The 19,717-nt window shown below is 35.8% G+C and carries 16 protein-coding genes; 5 read left to right on the forward strand and 11 right to left on the reverse strand.

The annotated features are described in order from the left end of the window. Window positions 1-609 precede the first annotated feature (609 nt). The 5 genes from IW15_RS20825 to rpsA all read right to left on the reverse strand — a co-directional run bounded on the left by IW15_RS20825 (window position 610) and on the right by rpsA (window position 7,475). Window positions 610-1,563: an alpha/beta fold hydrolase gene (locus tag IW15_RS20825; RefSeq protein WP_228384413.1), complete on the reverse strand. Its 954-nt coding sequence runs from the start codon at window positions 1,561-1,563 to the stop codon at window positions 610-612. Between the two features lie 129 nt (window positions 1,564-1,692). Beyond that, window positions 1,693-2,667, reverse strand: coding sequence for an EamA family transporter (locus IW15_RS20830; RefSeq protein ID WP_034715336.1), 975 nt, complete (start codon window positions 2,665-2,667; stop codon window positions 1,693-1,695). 127 nt (window positions 2,668-2,794) lie between these two features. Further along, a complete protein-coding gene (locus tag IW15_RS20835) occupies window positions 2,795-4,996 on the reverse strand; it encodes a T9SS-dependent M36 family metallopeptidase (protein ID WP_185097435.1) in 2,202 nt (733 codons plus the stop codon). Next, complete coding sequence (locus IW15_RS22960; RefSeq protein WP_185097434.1) at window positions 4,997-5,395, reverse strand: hypothetical protein; 399 nt, start codon at window positions 5,393-5,395, stop codon at window positions 4,997-4,999. A gap of 280 nt (window positions 5,396-5,675) precedes the next feature. After that, entirely contained in the window at window positions 5,676-7,475 is a 1,800-nt protein-coding gene (gene rpsA, locus IW15_RS20840) for a 30S ribosomal protein S1 (RefSeq protein WP_034715337.1), read from the reverse strand. A 312-nt stretch (window positions 7,476-7,787) separates the two neighbouring features. Between rpsA and IW15_RS20845 the strand changes: the two genes are divergently transcribed. Continuing rightward, window positions 7,788-9,056, forward strand: coding sequence for a carcinine hydrolase/isopenicillin-N N-acyltransferase family protein (locus IW15_RS20845; protein ID WP_034715340.1), 1,269 nt, complete (start codon window positions 7,788-7,790; stop codon window positions 9,054-9,056). A gap of 72 nt (window positions 9,057-9,128) precedes the next feature. Then, complete coding sequence (locus IW15_RS20850) at window positions 9,129-10,436, forward strand: DEAD/DEAH box helicase (protein ID WP_034715342.1); 1,308 nt, start codon at window positions 9,129-9,131, stop codon at window positions 10,434-10,436. Between the two features lie 82 nt (window positions 10,437-10,518). Here IW15_RS20850 and IW15_RS20855 read toward each other — a convergent pair whose 3' ends face one another. Then, window positions 10,519-11,412 carry an SMP-30/gluconolactonase/LRE family protein gene (locus tag IW15_RS20855; protein WP_034715344.1) on the reverse strand — a complete coding sequence of 298 codons (894 nt, stop codon included), beginning with the start codon at window positions 11,410-11,412 and terminating at the stop codon, window positions 10,519-10,521. Between the two features lie 339 nt (window positions 11,413-11,751). On the opposite strand from IW15_RS20855, the gene ccoG reads away from it, so the two are divergent. Then, entirely contained in the window at window positions 11,752-13,194 is a 1,443-nt protein-coding gene (gene ccoG / locus IW15_RS20860) for a cytochrome c oxidase accessory protein CcoG (protein ID WP_034715346.1), read from the forward strand. A 3-nt stretch (window positions 13,195-13,197) separates the two neighbouring features. Here the strand turns inward: ccoG and IW15_RS20865 are convergent, their stop codons facing one another. Beyond that, window positions 13,198-14,082: an AraC family transcriptional regulator gene (locus IW15_RS20865; RefSeq protein WP_051882260.1), complete on the reverse strand. Its 885-nt coding sequence runs from the start codon at window positions 14,080-14,082 to the stop codon at window positions 13,198-13,200. A gap of 241 nt (window positions 14,083-14,323) precedes the next feature. Between IW15_RS20865 and IW15_RS20870 the strand changes: the two genes are divergently transcribed. Continuing rightward, entirely contained in the window at window positions 14,324-14,668 is a 345-nt protein-coding gene (locus IW15_RS20870) for a MerR family transcriptional regulator (protein WP_034715348.1), read from the forward strand. Window positions 14,669-14,881: 213 nt separating this feature from the next. Beyond that, window positions 14,882-16,171, forward strand: coding sequence for a helix-hairpin-helix domain-containing protein (locus IW15_RS20875; protein WP_034715349.1), 1,290 nt, complete (start codon window positions 14,882-14,884; stop codon window positions 16,169-16,171). Window positions 16,172-16,252: 81 nt separating this feature from the next. Here IW15_RS20875 and IW15_RS20880 read toward each other — a convergent pair whose 3' ends face one another. The 4 genes from IW15_RS20880 to truB all read right to left on the reverse strand — a co-directional run bounded on the left by IW15_RS20880 (window position 16,253) and on the right by truB (window position 19,694). Beyond that, the gene (locus IW15_RS20880; RefSeq protein WP_034715351.1) at window positions 16,253-17,476 is read right to left on the reverse strand and encodes a YncE family protein; all 1,224 of its coding nucleotides are present in this window, start codon (window positions 17,474-17,476) and stop codon (window positions 16,253-16,255) included. 222 nt (window positions 17,477-17,698) lie between these two features. After that, the gene (gene rluF / locus IW15_RS20885; RefSeq protein ID WP_034715352.1) at window positions 17,699-18,421 is read right to left on the reverse strand and encodes a 23S rRNA pseudouridine(2604) synthase RluF; all 723 of its coding nucleotides are present in this window, start codon (window positions 18,419-18,421) and stop codon (window positions 17,699-17,701) included. Continuing rightward, complete coding sequence (locus IW15_RS22235) at window positions 18,421-18,999, reverse strand: hypothetical protein (RefSeq protein WP_051882263.1); 579 nt, start codon at window positions 18,997-18,999, stop codon at window positions 18,421-18,423. The genes rluF and IW15_RS22235 overlap by 1 nt, the downstream gene beginning before the upstream one ends. Then, complete coding sequence (gene truB, locus IW15_RS20895; RefSeq protein WP_034715355.1) at window positions 18,996-19,694, reverse strand: tRNA pseudouridine(55) synthase TruB; 699 nt, start codon at window positions 19,692-19,694, stop codon at window positions 18,996-18,998. Before truB ends, IW15_RS22235 begins: the two co-directional genes overlap by 4 nt. Window positions 19,695-19,717: the final 23 nt, after the last annotated feature.

A 19,717-nucleotide genomic window follows, 5' to 3' on the forward strand; every position in this document is an offset into this window, starting at 1 on the left:
GCGAGTGCAAAAGTAATGCTTATTTCTAAACCAGCCAAATCTTTTTGAACAAAATTTTAAAGTTTTTTAAGTAACCCTAATCTCCTATCCTTTCTTAAATCTGACCCTCTCTGCGCTCCCTATTAAGGGACTGCAAAGATACAAACTTTTTTAAATTATCAAAATTAAATCCTGATTATTTTTTAGTTCATTCCTTATATCAATTACTGTCTCTGCGCTACCTACTATCTCTCGTTTTCAGTGGGGCAAAGATAGAAACTTTTAACTACCCCAACAACTTTATTTAACATAAAGTTTACTTTTGATTCATATAATACACTAACTCCCTCACTAGTAGAAGGTAAAATTTAAACATTTATTTAAGGGTGAGTAGGATAAATTCAATATGCATCATAGAACCTTCGTATTTCGGATAAAGCCGGTGGATATTTTTATTGATTAATTTTATTTAGGCCGGGCTAAAGCCCAGCCCTATTGAATATTTATTATGTTGGATAGAATATGGGGAACATTTCTATGGGATCTTTCTGCTTTTTATTTTATACTATATATAGGTAGTACTACAACCTTATTCTAATTTTAAACTTATGGTATTTAAGTAAGACTGTCTTATTTAACAAAATTATATAAAGCATCAAAAAACTTTGAATATACTTCTATGTGAGGAAGATGCCCTACGTTTTCAATCTCTACCAATTTTGATCCGGAGATTTCTTTTTGGGTTTTCTTTCCTAATTCCTGATACTGGCCCATTTTAGGTTGAAGCTCTTTAGGTGCCCTATCTTTTCCTATGGCAGTTCGGTCTCTGGTGCCAATAATTAATAAGGTAGGAACTTTAATGTTTTTAAATTCATAACAAACCGGCTGGTTGTAGATCATGTCTGAAGTGAGTGCAGCATCCCAAGCTACTTGTGGATAGTCTTTATGTAATGTCCATCCAGCGATCAGATCCAACCAAGGTTGATATTCCTCTTTCCATTTATTATCGTAATAAAATTTCATCTGATAGTTTTTGTAAGTATTAGCCGTATTTTTCAGTTCAGACTGGTATGCCTGGTCGATAGTTTGATAAGAAGCGAATGTTTTATAGTCTTCCAGACCAATAGGATTTTCAAGAATTAATTTTTGCACGCGCTCCGGATACAACAGTGTAAACCGTACAGCTACCATTCCTCCCATTGAATGTCCTAAAACGATAGTTTTATCAATTTTAAGCTGGTCTAGAATTGCTTTTGTATTTTCAGCGAGTTGAGAAAAAGAGAATTGATAGTTATGAGGTTTTGAAGATTTTCCAAATCCAATCTGGTCTGGAATGATAACTCTGAACCCCTTATCTGAAAGGTCTTTTGCCGTTCTCTCCCAATAGGCTCCATTAAAATTTTTTCCATGAAGCAGCATGATTGTTTTTCCATTAGAGTTTTGGGGATGAACATCCATGTAAGCCATTTTTAAGTTATTATCCTGAGACTGCAGATCAATGAAATGGACTTTATAGGGATATTGGTAATTTGAAAGTACAGCATCCAAAGGCTTTATCTGGGAGAATATCATAGTTGTTGTCATCAACAATATAATTAGTGTTATTATATGTTTGTAGTATTTCATGAAATCTTATTTTAGGTATAAAATTAAAAAAACCGCTTCAAAAGAAGCAGTTTTCGACTGTTATTTTAATTTAAACTATTATTTTTTTTAAGATAATTCTGCTACTTTAAGTTCTTTTTTAGGCAGATTCATTAAAACAATGGCAAAAAGAATCAGAATAATTCCAATCCATTGTATTAAAAAGACTTTTTCACCCAACAATACAAAGGCCATGGTTACAGAAACCGGAAGTTCTAATGATGACACAATACTTCCCAACCCCAATCCTGCATTTGGAAAACCAATATTGAATAAGACAGGCGGAATAATGGTTCCGAATAACGCCAGAATAAATCCGTATGTCCAGAATATTGAGTAATTAAATGAGTGGATATGTTCTGTATTTTCTGTAAAATTTAAATATACTGATTTTAATCCATCTGAGTAAAGTGGTCCTATCTGAGCAAAAAATAAGAACAGAAGTACAACAACAGATCCTCCCAACAGCATAATAATACTTTTCCGGAAGACTGGAAGATGAGTAGCTAAGGTATTGGATGTAAACATTGTCATAGTATAGGAAGCCGCTGCCATTAATCCCCAGAAGACTCCATGCCAGTCAAGCTCAATATCCATATTGATAAGGTTAGTGGCTAAAACTGTTCCTAATAAAACAATAACTACCGATATTACCTTTCTGGCATTCGGCAGTTTTTTTGCCAAAATACTTTCTACAACAACACTGAACCACACTGACTGCATCAAAAGTACAATAGCAATGGATACATTAATATACTGCACCGCGATATAATAAAACAGACTGGTGCACCCAAGAGAGGTTCCGGCAAGCATAAGCATTTTTACTTCTTTGGAACTTGGTGATGATAATCTTTGTTTTGACGTTATTGTCTGGATAAAATTAAGGATTAAAAGTCCTATGATTCCCAGTAAAAATTGTGATGTGGTGACTTCAGAAGTCGTGTAGCCATCATGATAAGACATCTTTACAAATGTTGCTAACATACCATATATACTGGCCCCGATTCCTACAAATAAAACTCCTTTTAGTATATTCTTCTTCATATATTTTTTTAACAGCCCGCAAATTTACGACATATTAATTTAAATCACCGCCAGCATTGGTATGATAGATAAACAAAATCGTCCCAGGCATGCCTGAGACGATTTTTATCATTAATGAGATGAATTTTTATTTTTTAACAATCACTTTTGATGAAGCATCGAAACCAAGGCCTTTTACTTTAACCATATATGTTCCGTTAACTAATCTGTTGGTAGAGATTGCTTTTTTAACATCCGGAGAAATTTTATCTTCAGACGAAACCAACTTACCTGACATATCATAGATTTCAATACTTACTTTTCCAAGGGTATTGCTTGGGAAGTTGATGTAGAATTCGTCTTTAGCAGGGTTTGGATAGATAGAAATGGTATTTTTAACAGCTTTGATCTCTTCTGTTGAAAGTGCAGAACAATCATCCGGCAATAAGAAGCTTTCTGTCTGATCATTAATATTGGTTTTCACCCCAGCAAGTGCTCCTACTCCAAGTCCTCTTTTAGCAAAGACTCTCCAGATCATACATTTATCCTGTCCTAAGGTAGTTGCCATTTCAGCAGCTAAGATTGCATTTCTTCCATCAATAAAGGTTGGATTACATGCTTGAAGCTTTAACGCATCTGTTACCAATTGTAGCACCCTGGAGCTTCCGTTTGTTGTATTTGCTGTAACGTCTGATGAATACCCATATTTTTCAACATATTTCCAATGCAGATCCCATAGCATGGTTGCCCATACAAATCCTATAGAATGGACATCAGGAACTAAGGTTCCGCTTGTATTTACATATTCCATTCCGTTAGTATCTGCATATGTAGCACTGTTGATTGTAAAATCAGGGGAATATTTAGCAGGTCTGATCCCATCACCTGTCGTTGATTCTCCTGAAGCATATGTTCCTATACCTCTTGGTACAGAAGCATTATCACCAGGTTTATTAGTTAACATTAAGGCAAAGAAATCTGACCAGCCTTCACCCATTTGTTCTGAGCTAACTGATGCCTGTAAACAAGTTGATCCATTACCTGTCAATCTATTAGAAATTCCATGACCGTATTCATGAGTAACGATTCCGTTATCAAAACTTCCGTCAGGAGTAATAGCCATAGACGGATCATTTTTCAGTGTTACATTAACTGTTGTATTTGCTGTGAGCTGCGTTTTAATATATTCTCCTTCATCATTTGTAACCAATACAGTAGGAATGGTAACTGTAGGATCTGCTCCAGACATATTACTAAGAGTAGAACCATTTGCCAGGTTATTGTAAATAATGGCAGCATTAGCACCTGCATCCTGTAAATTTTTTGTTTTGACTACGAAAGAACATGTCCCTCTTTCAACCAATCCGATTTTACCTGCTAATGAACCAGCCGGCAAAGCTGTACATCCATCTAAAACAGAAGACAACTGAACATTTCCTGTAACACCAGCTGCATCTAAAGGATTTCCAAATACAGCAGTTCCTGCCAATGGCTGACGAGGTACGGCAGCAGCGGGAGTATTATAATAAAACAACCTGTTAGTGGATGACCACATATACATTTGCATTCTTGGTCTAAGACCGTCTGCAGGAGTTGCAAAGTTAGCGTTATTAGTTCCGCCTGCATCTTGTGCTTCAGCATTTACATAATCATTACCTGCTCCTCCAAGTCCAAAATTATTTTGCTGGAAATTTCTTGCAGATTCGGTAAACCCAAATTTGTAAAAAATATCATGTACTTTATTATTGATATAAAATAGGTTTGTAATAGAAGAATTCAAGTTATTGGCAGCGGTTTCATAGATGCTAAAAGGAAAATTAAAATTTCTGCTAGCTCCACCTTCTGCAGTAGGACCTACCGCATTAGTTCCAGTTAAGTCAGCATAAGCATATACATTATTTCCTCTGGTATTAGTATAGTGATTGGTACCATCAGAATGCCATCCTTCCGGAGAAGATGCAATCATCCAGGGGTTTGTAACCAATGATCGAGATCCAAATGTTGCAGCCTCTAATGGTAAAGCAAATACATTATATGAAGCGTTATCAGGTACCAATAATAATGACGACATATTCTCCCCTTTCAAAGGACCGATAAAATCTGCTGTAGTATCTGTCGAATAATTGTGAGAATAGGCATCATGGTTAAAATCACAAGACAGATTAAGATCAAATTTATTGATGATCTCTCCTGTATTTGCATTCACCAATATTTCCCAATAACTAGCGGCTTTAGGATCCTGAAAAGAAAATTGATAGGCAAGCTTTAAACTGCCCTGATCTTCAGCATATACTAATCTTTGTTTAGCTATGTCTGTGTTTTGAGGTGCAGCATCAGAATATCCAACTATTTAATAAGCTTTGATTTCTGCTTTTCCTAGATTGTCAGCAATTTTATCAATAGCATCTTTCTGCGTAATTTTCGCATTATTAGAAGTTGATGAAGTATAATCCTGGATAAAATTATCTGCATAATACACTATTTTACCATCCCTAACCAATGCGGTCCCTACAGAACTATGAATGGGCAGCCCATTATACATCTGTTGAAATTTGACGACACTTCCTTTCAATGATTTTGAATTATCAACATTGTCGACAATAAAATTGGTAAGGTCAGACTTTTTATATTCTCTTATCTTGTTTTGAGAAATATAGTCTTTAATCAGCCTCTCGTTATCTTGTGAAAATAAGGAGGAAGGAATTACTGCGAATACAGCAAATAAAAGGGGTAAAGTTATCTTTTTCATTTCTACTAATAAAGGCGCTAATTTACAAATAATTCATATTCAGAAATTATTTTATTTAAAAAATCTACAAAATAAATAAACTACACGTAAAAAGTCCACATGAAAAATGACTTTACACTTTTCATAATATATAAACAATTATGTTTCCGGCATAAACAAATCAGTTTAAGCCTGTGTAATATATGCCTGGTAGAAATGCATGTTTCCTTTAAAGATCAACACTATTCCACAAAAAAAGCCACTCTTTCGAGTGGCTTCAGATATTCATATGGTGTAAGGATTATTTACCCTCTTCCATTTTTCTTTTCAATTCTGCTAATGCATCGATATCTCCAAGAGTTGATCTTTCTTCGTTGTTTGAAGAAGATGATGTATTATTAGATCTGTTGTTAGAAGATTCTCTTACGTTTTTCTTCTCTTCGTCTCTAAAGATACCAGTATGAGATACTACTACTCTTTTGAATTCTTTGTTGAATTCGATTACTTTAAATTGAGCATCTTCACCTTTTTTGATTTTAGATCCATCTTCTTTCTCTAATAATCTTGAAGGGCAGAATGCTTCAACTTCAGCATCTTCGAATTGTACAGAAGCTCCTTTATCGTGAACTTCTACCGCTTTACCAGCGTGGATAGTTCCTTCAGCATATTTAGTTTCGAATTTATCCCATGGGTTCTCAGTCAATTGCTTGTGACCTAGAGATAATCTTCTAGCCTGGATGTCTAATTCCAGCACTACAACATCTAATTTATCACCTACTGCACAGAACTCAGATGGGTGCTTGATTTTCTTAGTCCAAGAAAGATCAGAGATGTAGATTAATCCGTCGATACCTTCTTCTAATTCTACAAATACACCAAAGTTAGTGAAGTTTCTTACCGTTCCTACATGCTTAGATGCAACTGGGTATTTAGCTTCGATATTTTCCCATGGATCTTTAGATAATTGTTTCATACCTAAAGAGATTTTTCTGTCTTCTCTATCTAAAGTAAGTACTTCAGCTTCCACTTCATCACCTACTTTAACGAAATCTCCTGCAGATCTTAAGTGAGTAGACCAAGACATTTCAGAAACGTGGATTAATCCTTCTACACCTGGAGCGATTTCTACGAATGCACCATAGTCAGCAAGAACTACTACTTTTCCTTTTACTTTATCTCCAACTTTCAAGTCAGCAGAAAGAGCATCCCAAGGATGAGCTTCTAATTGCTTCATACCTAACTGGATTCTAGTTTTCTCATCATCAAAGTCAAGGATAACCACTTTCACAGTTTGTCCGTCTTCTAAGATTTCAGATGGGTGGTTCACTCTAGACCAAGATAGATCTGTAATGTGAATCAATCCGTCTACACCTCCTAAGTCGATGAATACACCGTAAGAAGTAATATTCTTAACAGTACCTTCAAGAACCTGACCTTTTTCAAGTTGAGCGATGATTTCTTTTTTCTGACCTTCGATATCTGCTTCGATCAATGCTTTGTGAGATACTACTACGTTTTTGAACTCAGGGTTGATTTTCACAACTTTGAACTCCATAGTTTTACCTACGAACTGATCGTAATCTTTAATTGGCTTAACATCAATTTGAGAACCTGGTAAGAATGCTTCGATTCCGTGAACGTCAACGATCATACCTCCTTTAGTTCTAGACTTAACAAAACCGTTAACGATTTCTCCAGTTTCGTGAAGTTCGTTTACTCTATCCCAAGCTTTAAGCGTTCTAGCTTTTCTGTGAGATAACTGTAACTGCCCTGTTTTGTCTTCTCTTCTGTCTACCATTACTTCAACTTCGTCACCTACTTTTAGGCCTGGATTGTAACGGAATTCGTTAAGAGAAATAACACCTTCTGATTTGAAGTCGATGTCAACGATAGCTTCTTTATCAGTTAATCTTACTACTTTACCAGTGATAACGTCGTTATCATTTAAACTGCTTAAAGATCCGTTGTAGATTTCCTCTAAATCGCTTTTTTCTTTTCTTGCGTCTGCATCAAGACCTGATTCGAAAGAATCCCAATCAAATTGTTCTGGTGCTACGTTTTGGTTTAAAATAACCTCTGCTGAATTTGTCTCTTTTGACATTTTCTAATAAAATTTGTATTCCTTCTTTTTTAATGGTCTGAATAAATGTGGATTTAAAAAATACGGAAGTAATTAATTTATAATATTTTACCTTTTCAAACCTTACCCACAAAAAGTGGTGCAAAGATATGAAATTTATTTACAATGAACAACAGATATTTCTTCTCTGCATAATTAATAATCAACAAAAATATTCCCCTGTAACCCAGAGCATTTGCTTCTCTATTGCTTTATAAATCAATATTTTATTTTAAGCCGCGCTTTAACAACCTGACTTTATTCTAATCAAACCATGCATAAAACAATATAATCATGCACAAACATTTCTTTCTATTATTAACCTGCATCCTGCTTTATAGCAGCCATACAATAAAAGCCTGTACCATCTTTTCCTGTTCCAGAGGAGGAGATGCTTTCGCCGCAGCTAATGAAGATGACACCACTCCTTTTACCAGAATATGGTATAATCCCGCGACAAAAGACCGCTACGGATCAGTCTGTTTCGGGGGACCGGATATGCAGGTCGCATCAGCGATGAATGAACACGGATTATTTTTTGATTTCGCTGCTGCCAATTATGACCTCAGTAAATTAGCAGCCCCGAATCTTCATAAAGGATTTCTAATGTGGGAAATATTAGGAAAATGCAAAAATGTGAAAGAAGCGATGGTGTATCTCAAGAAATATAACTTTTATGGCCAGGCCAAGATTTTAATTGCAGACAGAGAAGGAAACTCTATGGTGGTAAATCCAAAAGAGATTATTGAAAAGAAGGGTGAATTTCAGGTGAATGCCAACTGCAATATGCTGAATGGAAAATTATCCTGCAGAAGACCGGATATAGCCAACGAAATGCTTGCAGGTTCAAAGCAGAACGGTGTAGAGTTTTTAAAAACGATACTGGATAAAACACATCAGGAAGGGGAACTCAACACCCTATACTCCACTATTTATGATTTGAAAAAAGGAATCATCTATGTCTATCTTTTTCATAATTTCAATACAGCGTATACCATAAACCTAAAAGCTGAACTGAAAAAGGGCTATCGAATAGAGAATCTTGCAGATCATTTTTCTTCCAATTTTGCCTATGAAAACTATTCAAAAAATCATGCGCTCTATCTTAAAGAATCTATTTTTCAGGAAATAACAGACAAAGGATTGAATCCAACTGTTGATCATTATATTGCAGAAAGCGAAAAAACATCAGCCACCAACAAAAATCTTGACCCTGCTTTGCTGGAAGTAGCATTACAGCTTATTAAATACTCATGGAATGCCCATACCAATGGCGGAATGTGGGGCTATTGGTTCAGTGTGCCGGAAGGCTATGAAGTACTGCAATACAAAGATCCTAAAATAGATGCAGCGCAAAAGCTGCTGCAGTATTTATCTGCTAAAGATTCTTCAGATCCTAAGCTTCAAAATTTCATGTATGAAATATCCGGCTTTACGAATCTTATCCAGGGAAACAGAGATACAGCAAGAGAATTGTATGAGAAAGCAATACGCAATCCCGACCAGGCCTATACTGTTACTTTGACGCGTGGAAAAGAAATGCTGAATAGAATCGGCAAGTAATTTCTGCCTGTTTATTGCTTTTTATTTTACATTTCCCATTCGCAAACCGTTCCTTTATTTTAACTTTGCAGCATGGAATTAGAATCAATTTATCAAAAACTGCAGATTCAGGATATGAATCAGATGCAGAAATCTACGTATAAAACCTCTGAAAATAATACTGATGTTGTTTTGCTCTCTCCTACGGGTTCAGGAAAAACACTCGCTTTTTTATTTCCGGTTCTTCGGAATCTTAAAAAAGATGTTTCAGGAATTCAAGCATTGATTTTAGTTCCGGCAAGAGAACTGGCGCTTCAGATTGAACAGGTTTTCAAATCAATGGGAACTGATTTTAAGGTTTCTGTCTGCTATGGCGGCCACGACAAAAAAATTGAAGTCAATAATTTAATTGAAGCTCCGGCTGTTCTAATTGGAACACCGGGAAGAATTGTTTACCACTTGAGAAATAACAATTTTGATCCTTCAACGATTAAAACTTTGGTACTGGATGAGTTTGATAAGGCATTGGAATTAGGTTTTCATGAGGACATGGAATTTATATCAAATTCTCTGAGAGGCCTTTCTCAAAGAATTTTAACTTCTGCCACCGCTATGGATGATATTCCAAAGTTTACAGGATTAAAAAATGAAAAAATTATCGACTTTTTAAAATTGAGTGAAGTAAAACCCAATATTCAACTGCGAAAAGTAATGACTATTTCGGAAGAGAAGCTGGATACTTTATTCAATTTAATATGTAAAATCGGCAACAAAAGAACATTGATCTTCTGTAATCACCGTGAAGCGGTAGACCGTATTTCTGATCTTCTGGCTGACAAAGGAATCGACAGAGAAACTTTCCACGGTGGAATGGAACAGGATGAAAGAGAGCGTGCCTTGCTGAAATTCCGAAACGATTCTGCCAGAATTTTAATAACGACAGATCTTGCTTCCAGGGGACTTGATGTTCCTGAAGTGGAATCTATCGTTCACTATCAATTACCTTCCAAAGAGGATGCTTTTATTCATAGAAACGGACGTACAGCGAGAATGAATGCTAAAGGTTTCGCTTACTTAATCATGACTGCGGAAGAGAATTTCCCGTTTATTAAAAACAATACTCCGGAAGAAACAGTTGCCGGATTCGACAGAATACCAGGAAAAACACCTTTCCAAACGGTTTATATCAGTGCCGGTAAAAAGGATAAAGTAAATAAAGTAGACATTGTAGGATATTTAATTAAAAAAGGGGAACTTCAAAAGGAAGATATCGGTTTGATTGAAGTAAAAGACACAACTTCTTATGTTGCCGTTGCAAGGGCAAAAGTAAATGCTTTGCTGAAGAAATTGTCCACGGAAAAGCTGAAAGGGAAAAAAGTAAAAATGGAAGTCGCTTATTAAAGAGCTTTACCAAAGACTATAAATAAAAAGTTCATTGCCGTAAATGGCAATGAACTTTTTTATGCTGATAAACAATTATAAATTATTTTGTTCCTTTTACTTTGGTAGGTAAAATATACACTGATTTTGAAGCGGTAATAAATAAAACATTATTATTCTCACCCCCAAAAGCAACATTAGATGTCCATTTTTCAGGAATCGGAATCTGATAAATCTTTTTCCCACCACGGTTGAAAATATGCACTCCATTTCCTGTTAAATAAAGACTTCCGTGTTTATCTACCGTAATGCCGTCTGAGCCCATTTCACAAAAGAGTCTTTTTTCAGATAATTTTCCTTCGCCTAGAATATCATATACATATGTTTTTCCGGCATCAATATCCGAAACATATAATTTTTTAAACTTCTCACTTCCCACAATTCCATTAGGCTGGGTGAAAGTGTCCAGTTTAGTGATTTTCCCATTTTTATTTCTGTAATACAGACTTTTATCTGGGATTTCTTTTTTAAAATTGGTCCAGTAGTCTCTTTCATACAGCGGATCCGTGAAATACATTCCTCCGAAAGAATCATTCCAAACATCATTAGGTCCGTTCAGTCTTTTGCCTTCAAAACCTCTGAATAAAACCTGTATTTTTTTATCTTTCGAGATCTTCCACATTTCTCCCTGGTCGTCAGAACAGGTGATCAGGTTATCATCTTTATCGAAATGAGTACCGTTTGCTCTTCCCGTTTTATTCAAAAATTCGATCACTTTATTAGATTTCCAGTCCCAATAATAAATTTTATCATTCGGCTGATCCGTAAAATAAACATTTCCTTCTTTATCCGAAGACGGCCCTTCAGTAAAACTAAATTGATCCGAAACTACTTCCGGCTGTACCCCATCATAAAACATGTTCTTGTAATTTACTGATTTGCAATTTACTAATGCGAAAACCAAACCAATCAGCCCTGTTTTAAATATATTTTTCATTTCCTTATTTAAAATCCACAATTTACGAATTGGACTCATAGAATACCAAGATTATTCTCTCATTTTGATTCATTAAATAAAAATCACAGCATCTCCATCAATTATTTGTCCATATACTTTAAACAATCTGTTTAGTCATGATGTACCAGATTATTTTAAAAATGTCCTAATAGTCCTATTTTACAAGTAGATAATATTAGTAACAAAATAGTTTATTTCAGAGCTTTGCATAAACGAAATGAGGATTCATTTTCTGATGAAAATGTTTCAACAAATGGGATATTAATCAAGCTTTAAGAGATTATATGACAATCTTTTAAGCGTAATACAAGTACAGCAATGAGCATAGAGCCCGGAAATATAACAACTTCAGCTATAGAAAATGAAGATTTCAGAAATTCAGTAGGAACAATGGACGAAACCGGAAGCCGGAAATGGGTGTTTCCCCGGAAGCCTAAAGGAAAATATACCAATTACAGAAATTACACAAGTTATCTGCTGCTGGCCTTGTTTTTCGGACTGCCTTTCATCAAGATCAACAACAATCCTTTCCTGCTGATTAATGTTATCGACCGAAAGTTTTTCATCGTAGGACAGCCTTTTTATCTTCAGGATTTTTTCATTCTTGCTCTGGGAGCGGTGACTTCCGTAATCTTTGTTATGCTGTTCACCGTTGTATTTGGAAGAATATTCTGTGGCTGGCTGTGTCCGCAAACCCTGTTCATGGAAATGGTTTTCCGTAAAATTGAATACTGGATCGAAGGTGACAGAAATAAACAGATGAAGCTGGAGAGACAGGAATGGGATGCAGAAAAAATACGGAAAAGAGTGACAAAATGGTCGGTCTTCTTTTTAGCTTCATTGCTCATCAGTCACTTTATGTTCATGTATATTGTAGGTTATGAAGAAGTTTTGAATATCATGATGCAGGGTCCGGCAGAAAGTCCTTTCCAGTTTATGGGGATGCTGGCTTTTACGGCAACATTCTATTTTACTTTCGCCTGGCTGCGTGAGCAGGTATGTACACTGGTTTGTCCGTACGGAAGGCTTCAGGGAGTATTGATAGACAAGCAGACCATTAATGTATATTATGATTTTAAGCGGGGAGAAAACCGTTCAAAATGGAGAAATAATGAAGACAGAAAAACAGAGGGAAAGGGCGATTGTATCGATTGCCATCAATGTGTGGTGGTTTGCCCAACCGGTATCGATATCAGAAATGGACAGCAATTAGAATGTGTAAACTGTACCGCCTGCATTGATGCCTGCGACGAAGTGATGGAAAAAGTCGGGATGCCTAAAGGGTTGATCCGCTATGCCACAGAAGCTGAAATAGAGAATCAGGAAAAGTTCAAGTTTACCGCAAGAATGAAAGTCACTACCCTTTTCCTTGCTTTGCTTATTGGATTTCTTGGATTCCTGATGTACGACAGAGGATCAATGGAAGCAAAATTCATCAAGCCTGCAGGATCTACCTTCTTTATTAAAAACGGTAAAATAACCAATACGTTCATTTATACGCTTCTAAACAAAACCAATCAGAAAAAGACTATTACGATTAAAGTACTGACTCCTGAACATGCTGAAATTACCTATTTCGGATCAGACAAAATCACTTTGAAAGGGGATGAAATTCTGAAAGGAAATATCAACATCACTTTTCCGGAAGACGATATTAAATTTTCAAAACAGAATATGGTGATTGGTGTTTTCGATGAAAAAGGGGAAATGCTGGATTCTTTCGACACTACTTTTGAAGGTCCTTTTAAACTTTCTCTATAATTATTAAGCCTTATATTTCTTTATAAATTGCGTGGGAGTCATTCCGGAATTTTTTCGGAATACTCTCACAAAATAGGAATATTCTTCATATCCTAACCGAAAAGCAATTTCTCCAAGACTTTCATCAAGGTACATCAGCATTCTTTTGGCTTCCAGAATCACCCGTTCTGTAATCACGTCCGTTGCCGTTTTCTGAACGGTGGTTTGGGCGATTCTGTTCAAATGCTTGGGTGAAATCTCTAACAAGGACGCATAATACGCCATAGATTTCTGAGTAGTAAAATGCTGTTCCAACAGGTTTTCAAAATGCTGATAGTGCTTAAAATAAGAAATGCTTGCCGGTGAAGCTAAATGGTGATAGTCTTTTGAAAACTGTCTGGCTGCATGGATGAAAATCTGTGACATTACAGAGAGAATATAGGATTCTTTCATTAAATGCTGTGAATGGTATTCTTTTCCCAGCTCTTCAAACTGAGCAATGCATTTCTTCAGATCATCAGACTGCAACTGAAGTTTTCTGGGAAATGCCACAGAACCGAAAAAAGGGAAATTTTTAAGCTTCTGATTAACATAATGCATCTCATAATATTCCTGAGAACAAAAGAAAATATACCCATCGATATCTTCCGAAAGCTCCCAACTATGGATCTGGCCCGGTGACAGAAAAAACAGACTTCCTGAGGAAACTTCGTACTTTTGGAAATCAATTTCATGAACGCCTTCTCCTTTGGTAAAAAGAACGGCTGCATAGAAATCATGGCGGTGAGGTTTTTCAATATGTTTATGACCCAACACCAAATGGTCTTTCATTGAGTTGAAATAAAAATTCGAGGCATTGGTTCCCGGCTGGAAAAGATCAATATGAAGTACGGAGATCGAATTTACCACCTATATTTTTTTTAGTAAACAAATGATTTGCTGATTATAAAAATACTATAAATAAAAGCAAGCTGCAAGTTCTGCCTGTACTGAATGAAGAAATTGGCATCATCAAATTGAAAATATGCTGAAATATAGCCGTTCGAAGTGAAGGAAACAGTTGCTACAGAACATTTAAACAAATATTTGACCCTGCATATTTGGGTTAAACTTTAAAAAATTTTTATCTTTGGCTTTTAGGATTCATACAATGAAGATAAATTTACCTGATAAGCTGTATTATTCAATAGGAGAAGTAGCCAAAGCATTTGATGTAAACACCTCATTAATACGCTATTGGGAACAGGAATTCCCAATAATCAAACCTAAAAAAAACAAGAAAGGGAACCGCTACTTTACTCCTGAAGACATCAAGAACCTTCAGATGATCTATCATCTGGTAAAGGAAAAGGGATATACTTTAGACGGTGCGCGTGTTGCACTGACAACAAACAGTAAAATTTCTGAGACCGTAACCCTTATTGACCGTCTGGAGTTTGTAAAAGCTGAGCTTTTAAAGCTTAAAGATTCTCTGGGAGAGAAAGATTCTGAATAATGTAATCAAAAATACATAATAAAAGGCTTCCTTTGGAGGCTTTTTTTTGTGCTCAACGACCTAGGAATCTTTAGGTTATAGTTTAAAACCATTCATCATAAAAAGTATTTTTGTGTATTTTAAAAATCATCAGAAAGAATTTATATTCTAAAATAATGCATTTCTATCTTTTGCATTGCTTCACTTTTCTTTTATCATTAAGTTTACGATATGATGAAGAAAAGCTATTACCAAAAACTGGCATTGATGGGATTATTGCCCATTGCCCTGTTGATTTTTCAGCAATTTACGAGCAAAGACAAGGGAGATTTTTCTGATGTAAAATTCATTACAGAAGCAAAGATTCCTCTTGACTTAACTGAATTTGACCCTAATGTTTTGGATGAGCATCAATGGCAAAAGCTCGGCTTTACTGAAAAGCAGATCTCAACCATTCTGAACTATAAAAAAATAGTGGGCGGAAAGTTCACCTCCAAGGAACAGCTAAAAAAATGCTATGCGATCTCCAGCGACCAATTCAAAGTCCTGGAATCATATATTCTTCTTCCGGAAAATGGCGGAGTATCTTCTGGAGCTTCATTTAAAAGTTTTGAGAAAAGACAGCTTACAATTTCAAGAAAATTCAATCCTGACGAACTTTCTGTTGATGACTGGATGGCTATGGGATTGAGCGAAAAACAGTCTCAAGCTATTTTAAAATATAAAAATTATTTAGGCGGAAGCTTTATCAGCAAAGAGAAGTTTAAAGACTGTTTTATTATTTCCACGGAGAATTATAAAAAGTTAGAACCCTATTTGCTTCTTCCTGCAAAAACGCCTGAGAATTATAAAAGTTTCTCTAAAAACTACAATATAAAGCAACAAAAAATCCAGTATCACTCTTTTGATCCCAACAGTCTGGATGCAAGCGGATGGCAATCGCTGGGATTTTCTGAAAAACAAGCTCAGAGTATTGTCAATTACCGGGACAGAATCTTAAAAGGAAGTTTTAAAAACCCTGAAGACCTTCAAAAATGCTTTATGATTTCTGCTGAAAAATTTGAAGAGTTAAAACCTTATATTAAAATTATCCCATCTATTGCAACTGCTGCAAAAAAGACAGAACCCAAACAGGAAACTGATTTTTCAAAAATCAATCTGAATGCGATTACGTTCAAACAGCTTGTGGAATTTGGTCTGGATGAAAAAGGAGCGGCATCCATTCTGGGTTTCAGAAAAAAGCTGGGTGGGTTTATCAATAAGCAACAAATTCTTGATACGTATAATATTGATAAGGAAATCGTCGGAAAATTAATTTCTACATGCCAGCTCGATAATTCCGGAGTTGCCAGGTATACTTTGGTTACAGCTCCTGAAGAATGGCTGAAGGAACATCCTTATTTTAAATATTCTGCTGATAAAATAATATTCTACCGGACGACCTATCCTGATGACAGGAAAATTCTGAAGCTTTTAAAATTAAAACCTGAGTATGAGGAAAGAATGAAATTATATTTAAAATAACTGGAAACCTTACAGCAAAAACTACCCAAAACAACAGATGCTATTTTGGGTAGTTTCTCATCTGAGATATTATTTTAAGTTTTAGTGATGCATATAGCTGCTGGGCCCATTGGTTCCTTCAATTGATTCGGGCAGTATTCCATATTTGCCGCGTAAATCGACTGTCCCTAACGTTTTCCCCGTCTCGATTTCAATGACGCTGATGGTGCCGGAATTTAAGTTAGGAATATTCAACAAGTTATTTTGTACTGCGACAACTTCTTTTCCTTTTTTGGTTTTAAAGAAAACCATATGATGGGCTCCTTTATCTGCGGTAAGGGTTTTTAAAAGTTTTAGCTGAGGAAGGTTGCTTATATCAAAGACCAAAACTTTTCCGGGATCTGCAAAACTTACATAGAGCCTGCTGTTATCATCGATGTACATTTCGAGTGTCCAGCCTAACCCTAGTGTATTCCCATCAAACAATTTGGTAAAAGCATCATATTTTTTGGTGGTCGCATTGTATGGAGCAGTCCAGATATCACCACCCAGCATTGTTGTTGCAAGGGCATATTGTGGAAATTTTCCGCGTAGTAACAGAACCTCAACAGGACTGGACATATCCGTTGGTGAGTCTGCTACCAGATAGGTTTCTTTTAATTCATAGGTATTTAGATCTAATAATGTACAAGTATTCCCCATTCCAGTAGTAAGATCCGGGTGAATGGTTGAGGTTACCATCATGATTCCTTTTTCTTCATTTACAGAAATACCATGCGGGTACATAATAAATTGATTTGGATTGGTTTGAATCGGCGCCTTAATAGTTTTGATAAGCTGGTTAGTATTTGCATTAAAAACACCTATACTGCCATCTTTTGGCCCTCCTGCTCCGCCCATAAAAGTCATCAAATATCTTCCGTCATTGGTAAAAAACAAATTTTCTCCTACCGTATTCTCTCCTGTATCAATAGGCGTTGCATTAACTAATTTTGGCTGTCCGTTTTTGTCTTTTTCTGTTTTTATCTGGTAGAGATAGCTTCCTCCTAAAGCAGTGGAGTATAATTTGTTTGCACTCTGATTATAATAAAGATGGTGAGGCAGGACACCAACCCCTAATTCAAGTTTGCTGCTAATGCTTCCAAAATTTGGTGCTTCAGGATCAAGTTCAATTACAGCTATTCCATCCGGTAATCCATTCAGGCTTCTATAGTCGATGTAAAAAGCAGTATCGTGCGGGAGCTCCGAATTATGGTCATCATTTTGACAATTACACAGTGTAATTAAAATAATAAGAAGGGAAAGTGGGCTAAATTTTAATTTCATGGGTTTAGTTTTTTAGTTTATTATAAATATAATATATTTCCATTAACAAACTAAAAATATTACACTAGTATGTGAATATTATCAATAGACAACCTACTTAGTATCTTTTCTATTGCTTTTCCTCAGATGAATTACCGGGAGATAGAAGTTCCAATAAAAACAGATTAAAAAAATAAGCAGGAAGATATTTCCTGCTTATTTTTTATTATTAATTGTATAATATTAATCGATTGTTTTACTTGAATCTTCCAGAAGCATATTTAATGTACTGAATTCTGTTTCTGTTAAATCCCTCCATTTTCCCACAGGAAGGTCAAGCTTGATGTTCATGATACGGATACGTTTCAGCTTTTTTACTTCATAGCCTAGGTATTCGCACATTCTTCGGATCTGTCGGTTTAAACCTTGTGTAAGAACGATGCGGAACGTCATATCATCTATTTTTTCTACTTCACATTTTTTAGTGACCGTATCTAAAATAGGAACTCCATTTCTCATTTTTTCCAGAAATTTAGGATTAAGAGGTTTATCCACTCTTACCAAGTATTCTTTTTCGTGGTTGTTTCTTGCTCTCAGGATTTTATTTACAATATCTCCGTCGTTGGTTAAAAGGATTAAACCTTCACTCGGTTTATCCAGTCTGCCGATCGGGAAAATTCTCTTAGGATAATTAATGTATTCGATGATATTGTCTATTTCCCTCTTGGTGTCTGTAGTACATACAATTCCTACCGGTTTATTGAAAGCAATGTAAATCGGTTTATCATCCGATTCACGGATAGGTTTTCCATCCACTTCCACCACATCATCATCAGAAACTTTTGTTCCCAGTTCCGGAACTTTTCCGTTGATGGTGATTCTGCCTTCCTCCAATAATTTGTCTGCTGCTCTTCTTGAGCAGTATCCCACTTCTGATAAATATTTATTGATACGTGTCTTTTCCATTAATCTTCACCGTAACCGGTATAATTTTTATTACTGAAAATGGTAATTCCATAGTTCAAGCCTATGAAGAAACCATTAGAATCTCCTACCTGATGTCTTTCAAAAACAATCCCTCCTTCCTGGCTCAATCTTTTTGAATATGAAACCTGTATCCCCAACCTTGCACCCCAGAAATCAGCATCAGAAACCACAGAATGATTAAGCTGTTTTCCATAGCTAAGATCGATATAAAAAGGCTGGTCACCCGGCGCAAAAATAATCCTTGGCTGAAGTACCCAATATACCAAATGGTAATTGTCTTCTACAAAGCTATATTTTATACCCGTTCCCAATGCAAAGTTAGGAAGAAAATTATAACCTCCAATTGCTGTGACTCCATAGGTGATTTTACTCAGTGGTTTGGCCACTATATACTGAGTATTATTAACGACGTCGTTCTTATTATTTTTAAGGTTGTAGCCAATATTAAGTGATGGATTAAAATAAAAACCCATTGTAGTTTTTTTAGCATCTGCTTCCTGAGAAAAAATTTTCGAAAACGAAAACAGGATTAATAAAAAGAGGAGATTTTTTTTCATAAACTTTCAAATCTAAATTCATTGTCTAAAAACTGATCTGTGGCATCTTCAATCTTATATTCCCCAATCTTTGTTCTTCTTAATTGCGTAAGATAGGCACCCACTCCCAGTTCCTGTCCGATATCATGAGCCAGGCTTCTAATATACGTTCCTTTTGAACATCCTACGGTAAAACTTATCATAGGAAAATCAATCGCAATGTCATTAAGATAAAAAATCGTCGTTTTTCTTGACTTCATTTCTACTTCCTCTCCTGCCCTGGCCATATTGTAAGCTCTTTTTCCGTCTATTTTTATAGCCGAAAACACTGGAGGTTTCTGGTCTATTTCACCAACGAATTTTTCTAAAGCTTCTTTTACCTGTTCTTCTGTAATATGAGAAATATCCTGATTCAGGATTTCCGGCTTTTCGGTGTCATAGGATTCGGTTTGTACTCCTATTTTTATTTCTGTCCAGTACTCTTTGGGAGCATCCTGTATTTCAGAAATTTTCTTTGTGAATTTTCCACAGCAGACAATCAGCAATCCGGTTGCGCGGGGATCTAATGTTCCCGCATGTCCTATTTTAAATTTCTTTGGAAGGTTAAACTCTCTTTTGAGTTTATATTTCATTTTATTGACAGCCTGAAAAGAAGTCCAGTCCAATGGTTTGTCTAATAAAAATATATGTCCTGCTTGCAGATCTTCAGCTGTCATGAGTAATTAATAATGCGTAATGT

The sequence above is a fragment of the Chryseobacterium soli genome, assembly GCF_000737705.1.
Classification (GTDB): Bacteria; Bacteroidota; Bacteroidia; order Flavobacteriales; family Weeksellaceae; genus Chryseobacterium; species Chryseobacterium soli.

Coding starts and splice junctions, on each gene's coding strand:
- IW15_RS20825 (WP_228384413.1), bottom strand. CDS start 1,563: ATGACAACAACTATGATATTCTCCCAGATAAAGCCTTTGGATGCTGTA.
- IW15_RS20830 (WP_034715336.1), bottom strand. CDS start 2,667: ATGAAGAAGAATATACTAAAAGGAGTTTTATTTGTAGGAATCGGGGCC.
- IW15_RS22960 (WP_185097434.1), bottom strand. CDS start 5,395: ATGAAAAAGATAACTTTACCCCTTTTATTTGCTGTATTCGCAGTAATT.
- rpsA (WP_034715337.1), bottom strand. CDS start 7,475: ATGTCAAAAGAGACAAATTCAGCAGAGGTTATTTTAAACCAAAACGTA.
- IW15_RS20845 (WP_034715340.1), top strand. CDS start 7,788: ATGCACAAACATTTCTTTCTATTATTAACCTGCATCCTGCTTTATAGC.
- IW15_RS20850 (WP_034715342.1), top strand. CDS start 9,129: ATGGAATTAGAATCAATTTATCAAAAACTGCAGATTCAGGATATGAAT.
- IW15_RS20855 (WP_034715344.1), bottom strand. CDS start 11,412: ATGAAAAATATATTTAAAACAGGGCTGATTGGTTTGGTTTTCGCATTA.
- ccoG (WP_034715346.1), top strand. CDS start 11,752: ATGAGCATAGAGCCCGGAAATATAACAACTTCAGCTATAGAAAATGAA.
- IW15_RS20870 (WP_034715348.1), top strand. CDS start 14,324: ATGAAGATAAATTTACCTGATAAGCTGTATTATTCAATAGGAGAAGTA.
- IW15_RS20875 (WP_034715349.1), top strand. CDS start 14,882: ATGAAGAAAAGCTATTACCAAAAACTGGCATTGATGGGATTATTGCCC.
- IW15_RS20880 (WP_034715351.1), bottom strand. CDS start 17,476: ATGAAATTAAAATTTAGCCCACTTTCCCTTCTTATTATTTTAATTACA.
- rluF (WP_034715352.1), bottom strand. CDS start 18,421: ATGGAAAAGACACGTATCAATAAATATTTATCAGAAGTGGGATACTGC.
- IW15_RS22235 (WP_051882263.1), bottom strand. CDS start 18,999: ATGAAAAAAAATCTCCTCTTTTTATTAATCCTGTTTTCGTTTTCGAAA.
- truB (WP_034715355.1), bottom strand. CDS start 19,694: ATGACAGCTGAAGATCTGCAAGCAGGACATATATTTTTATTAGACAAA.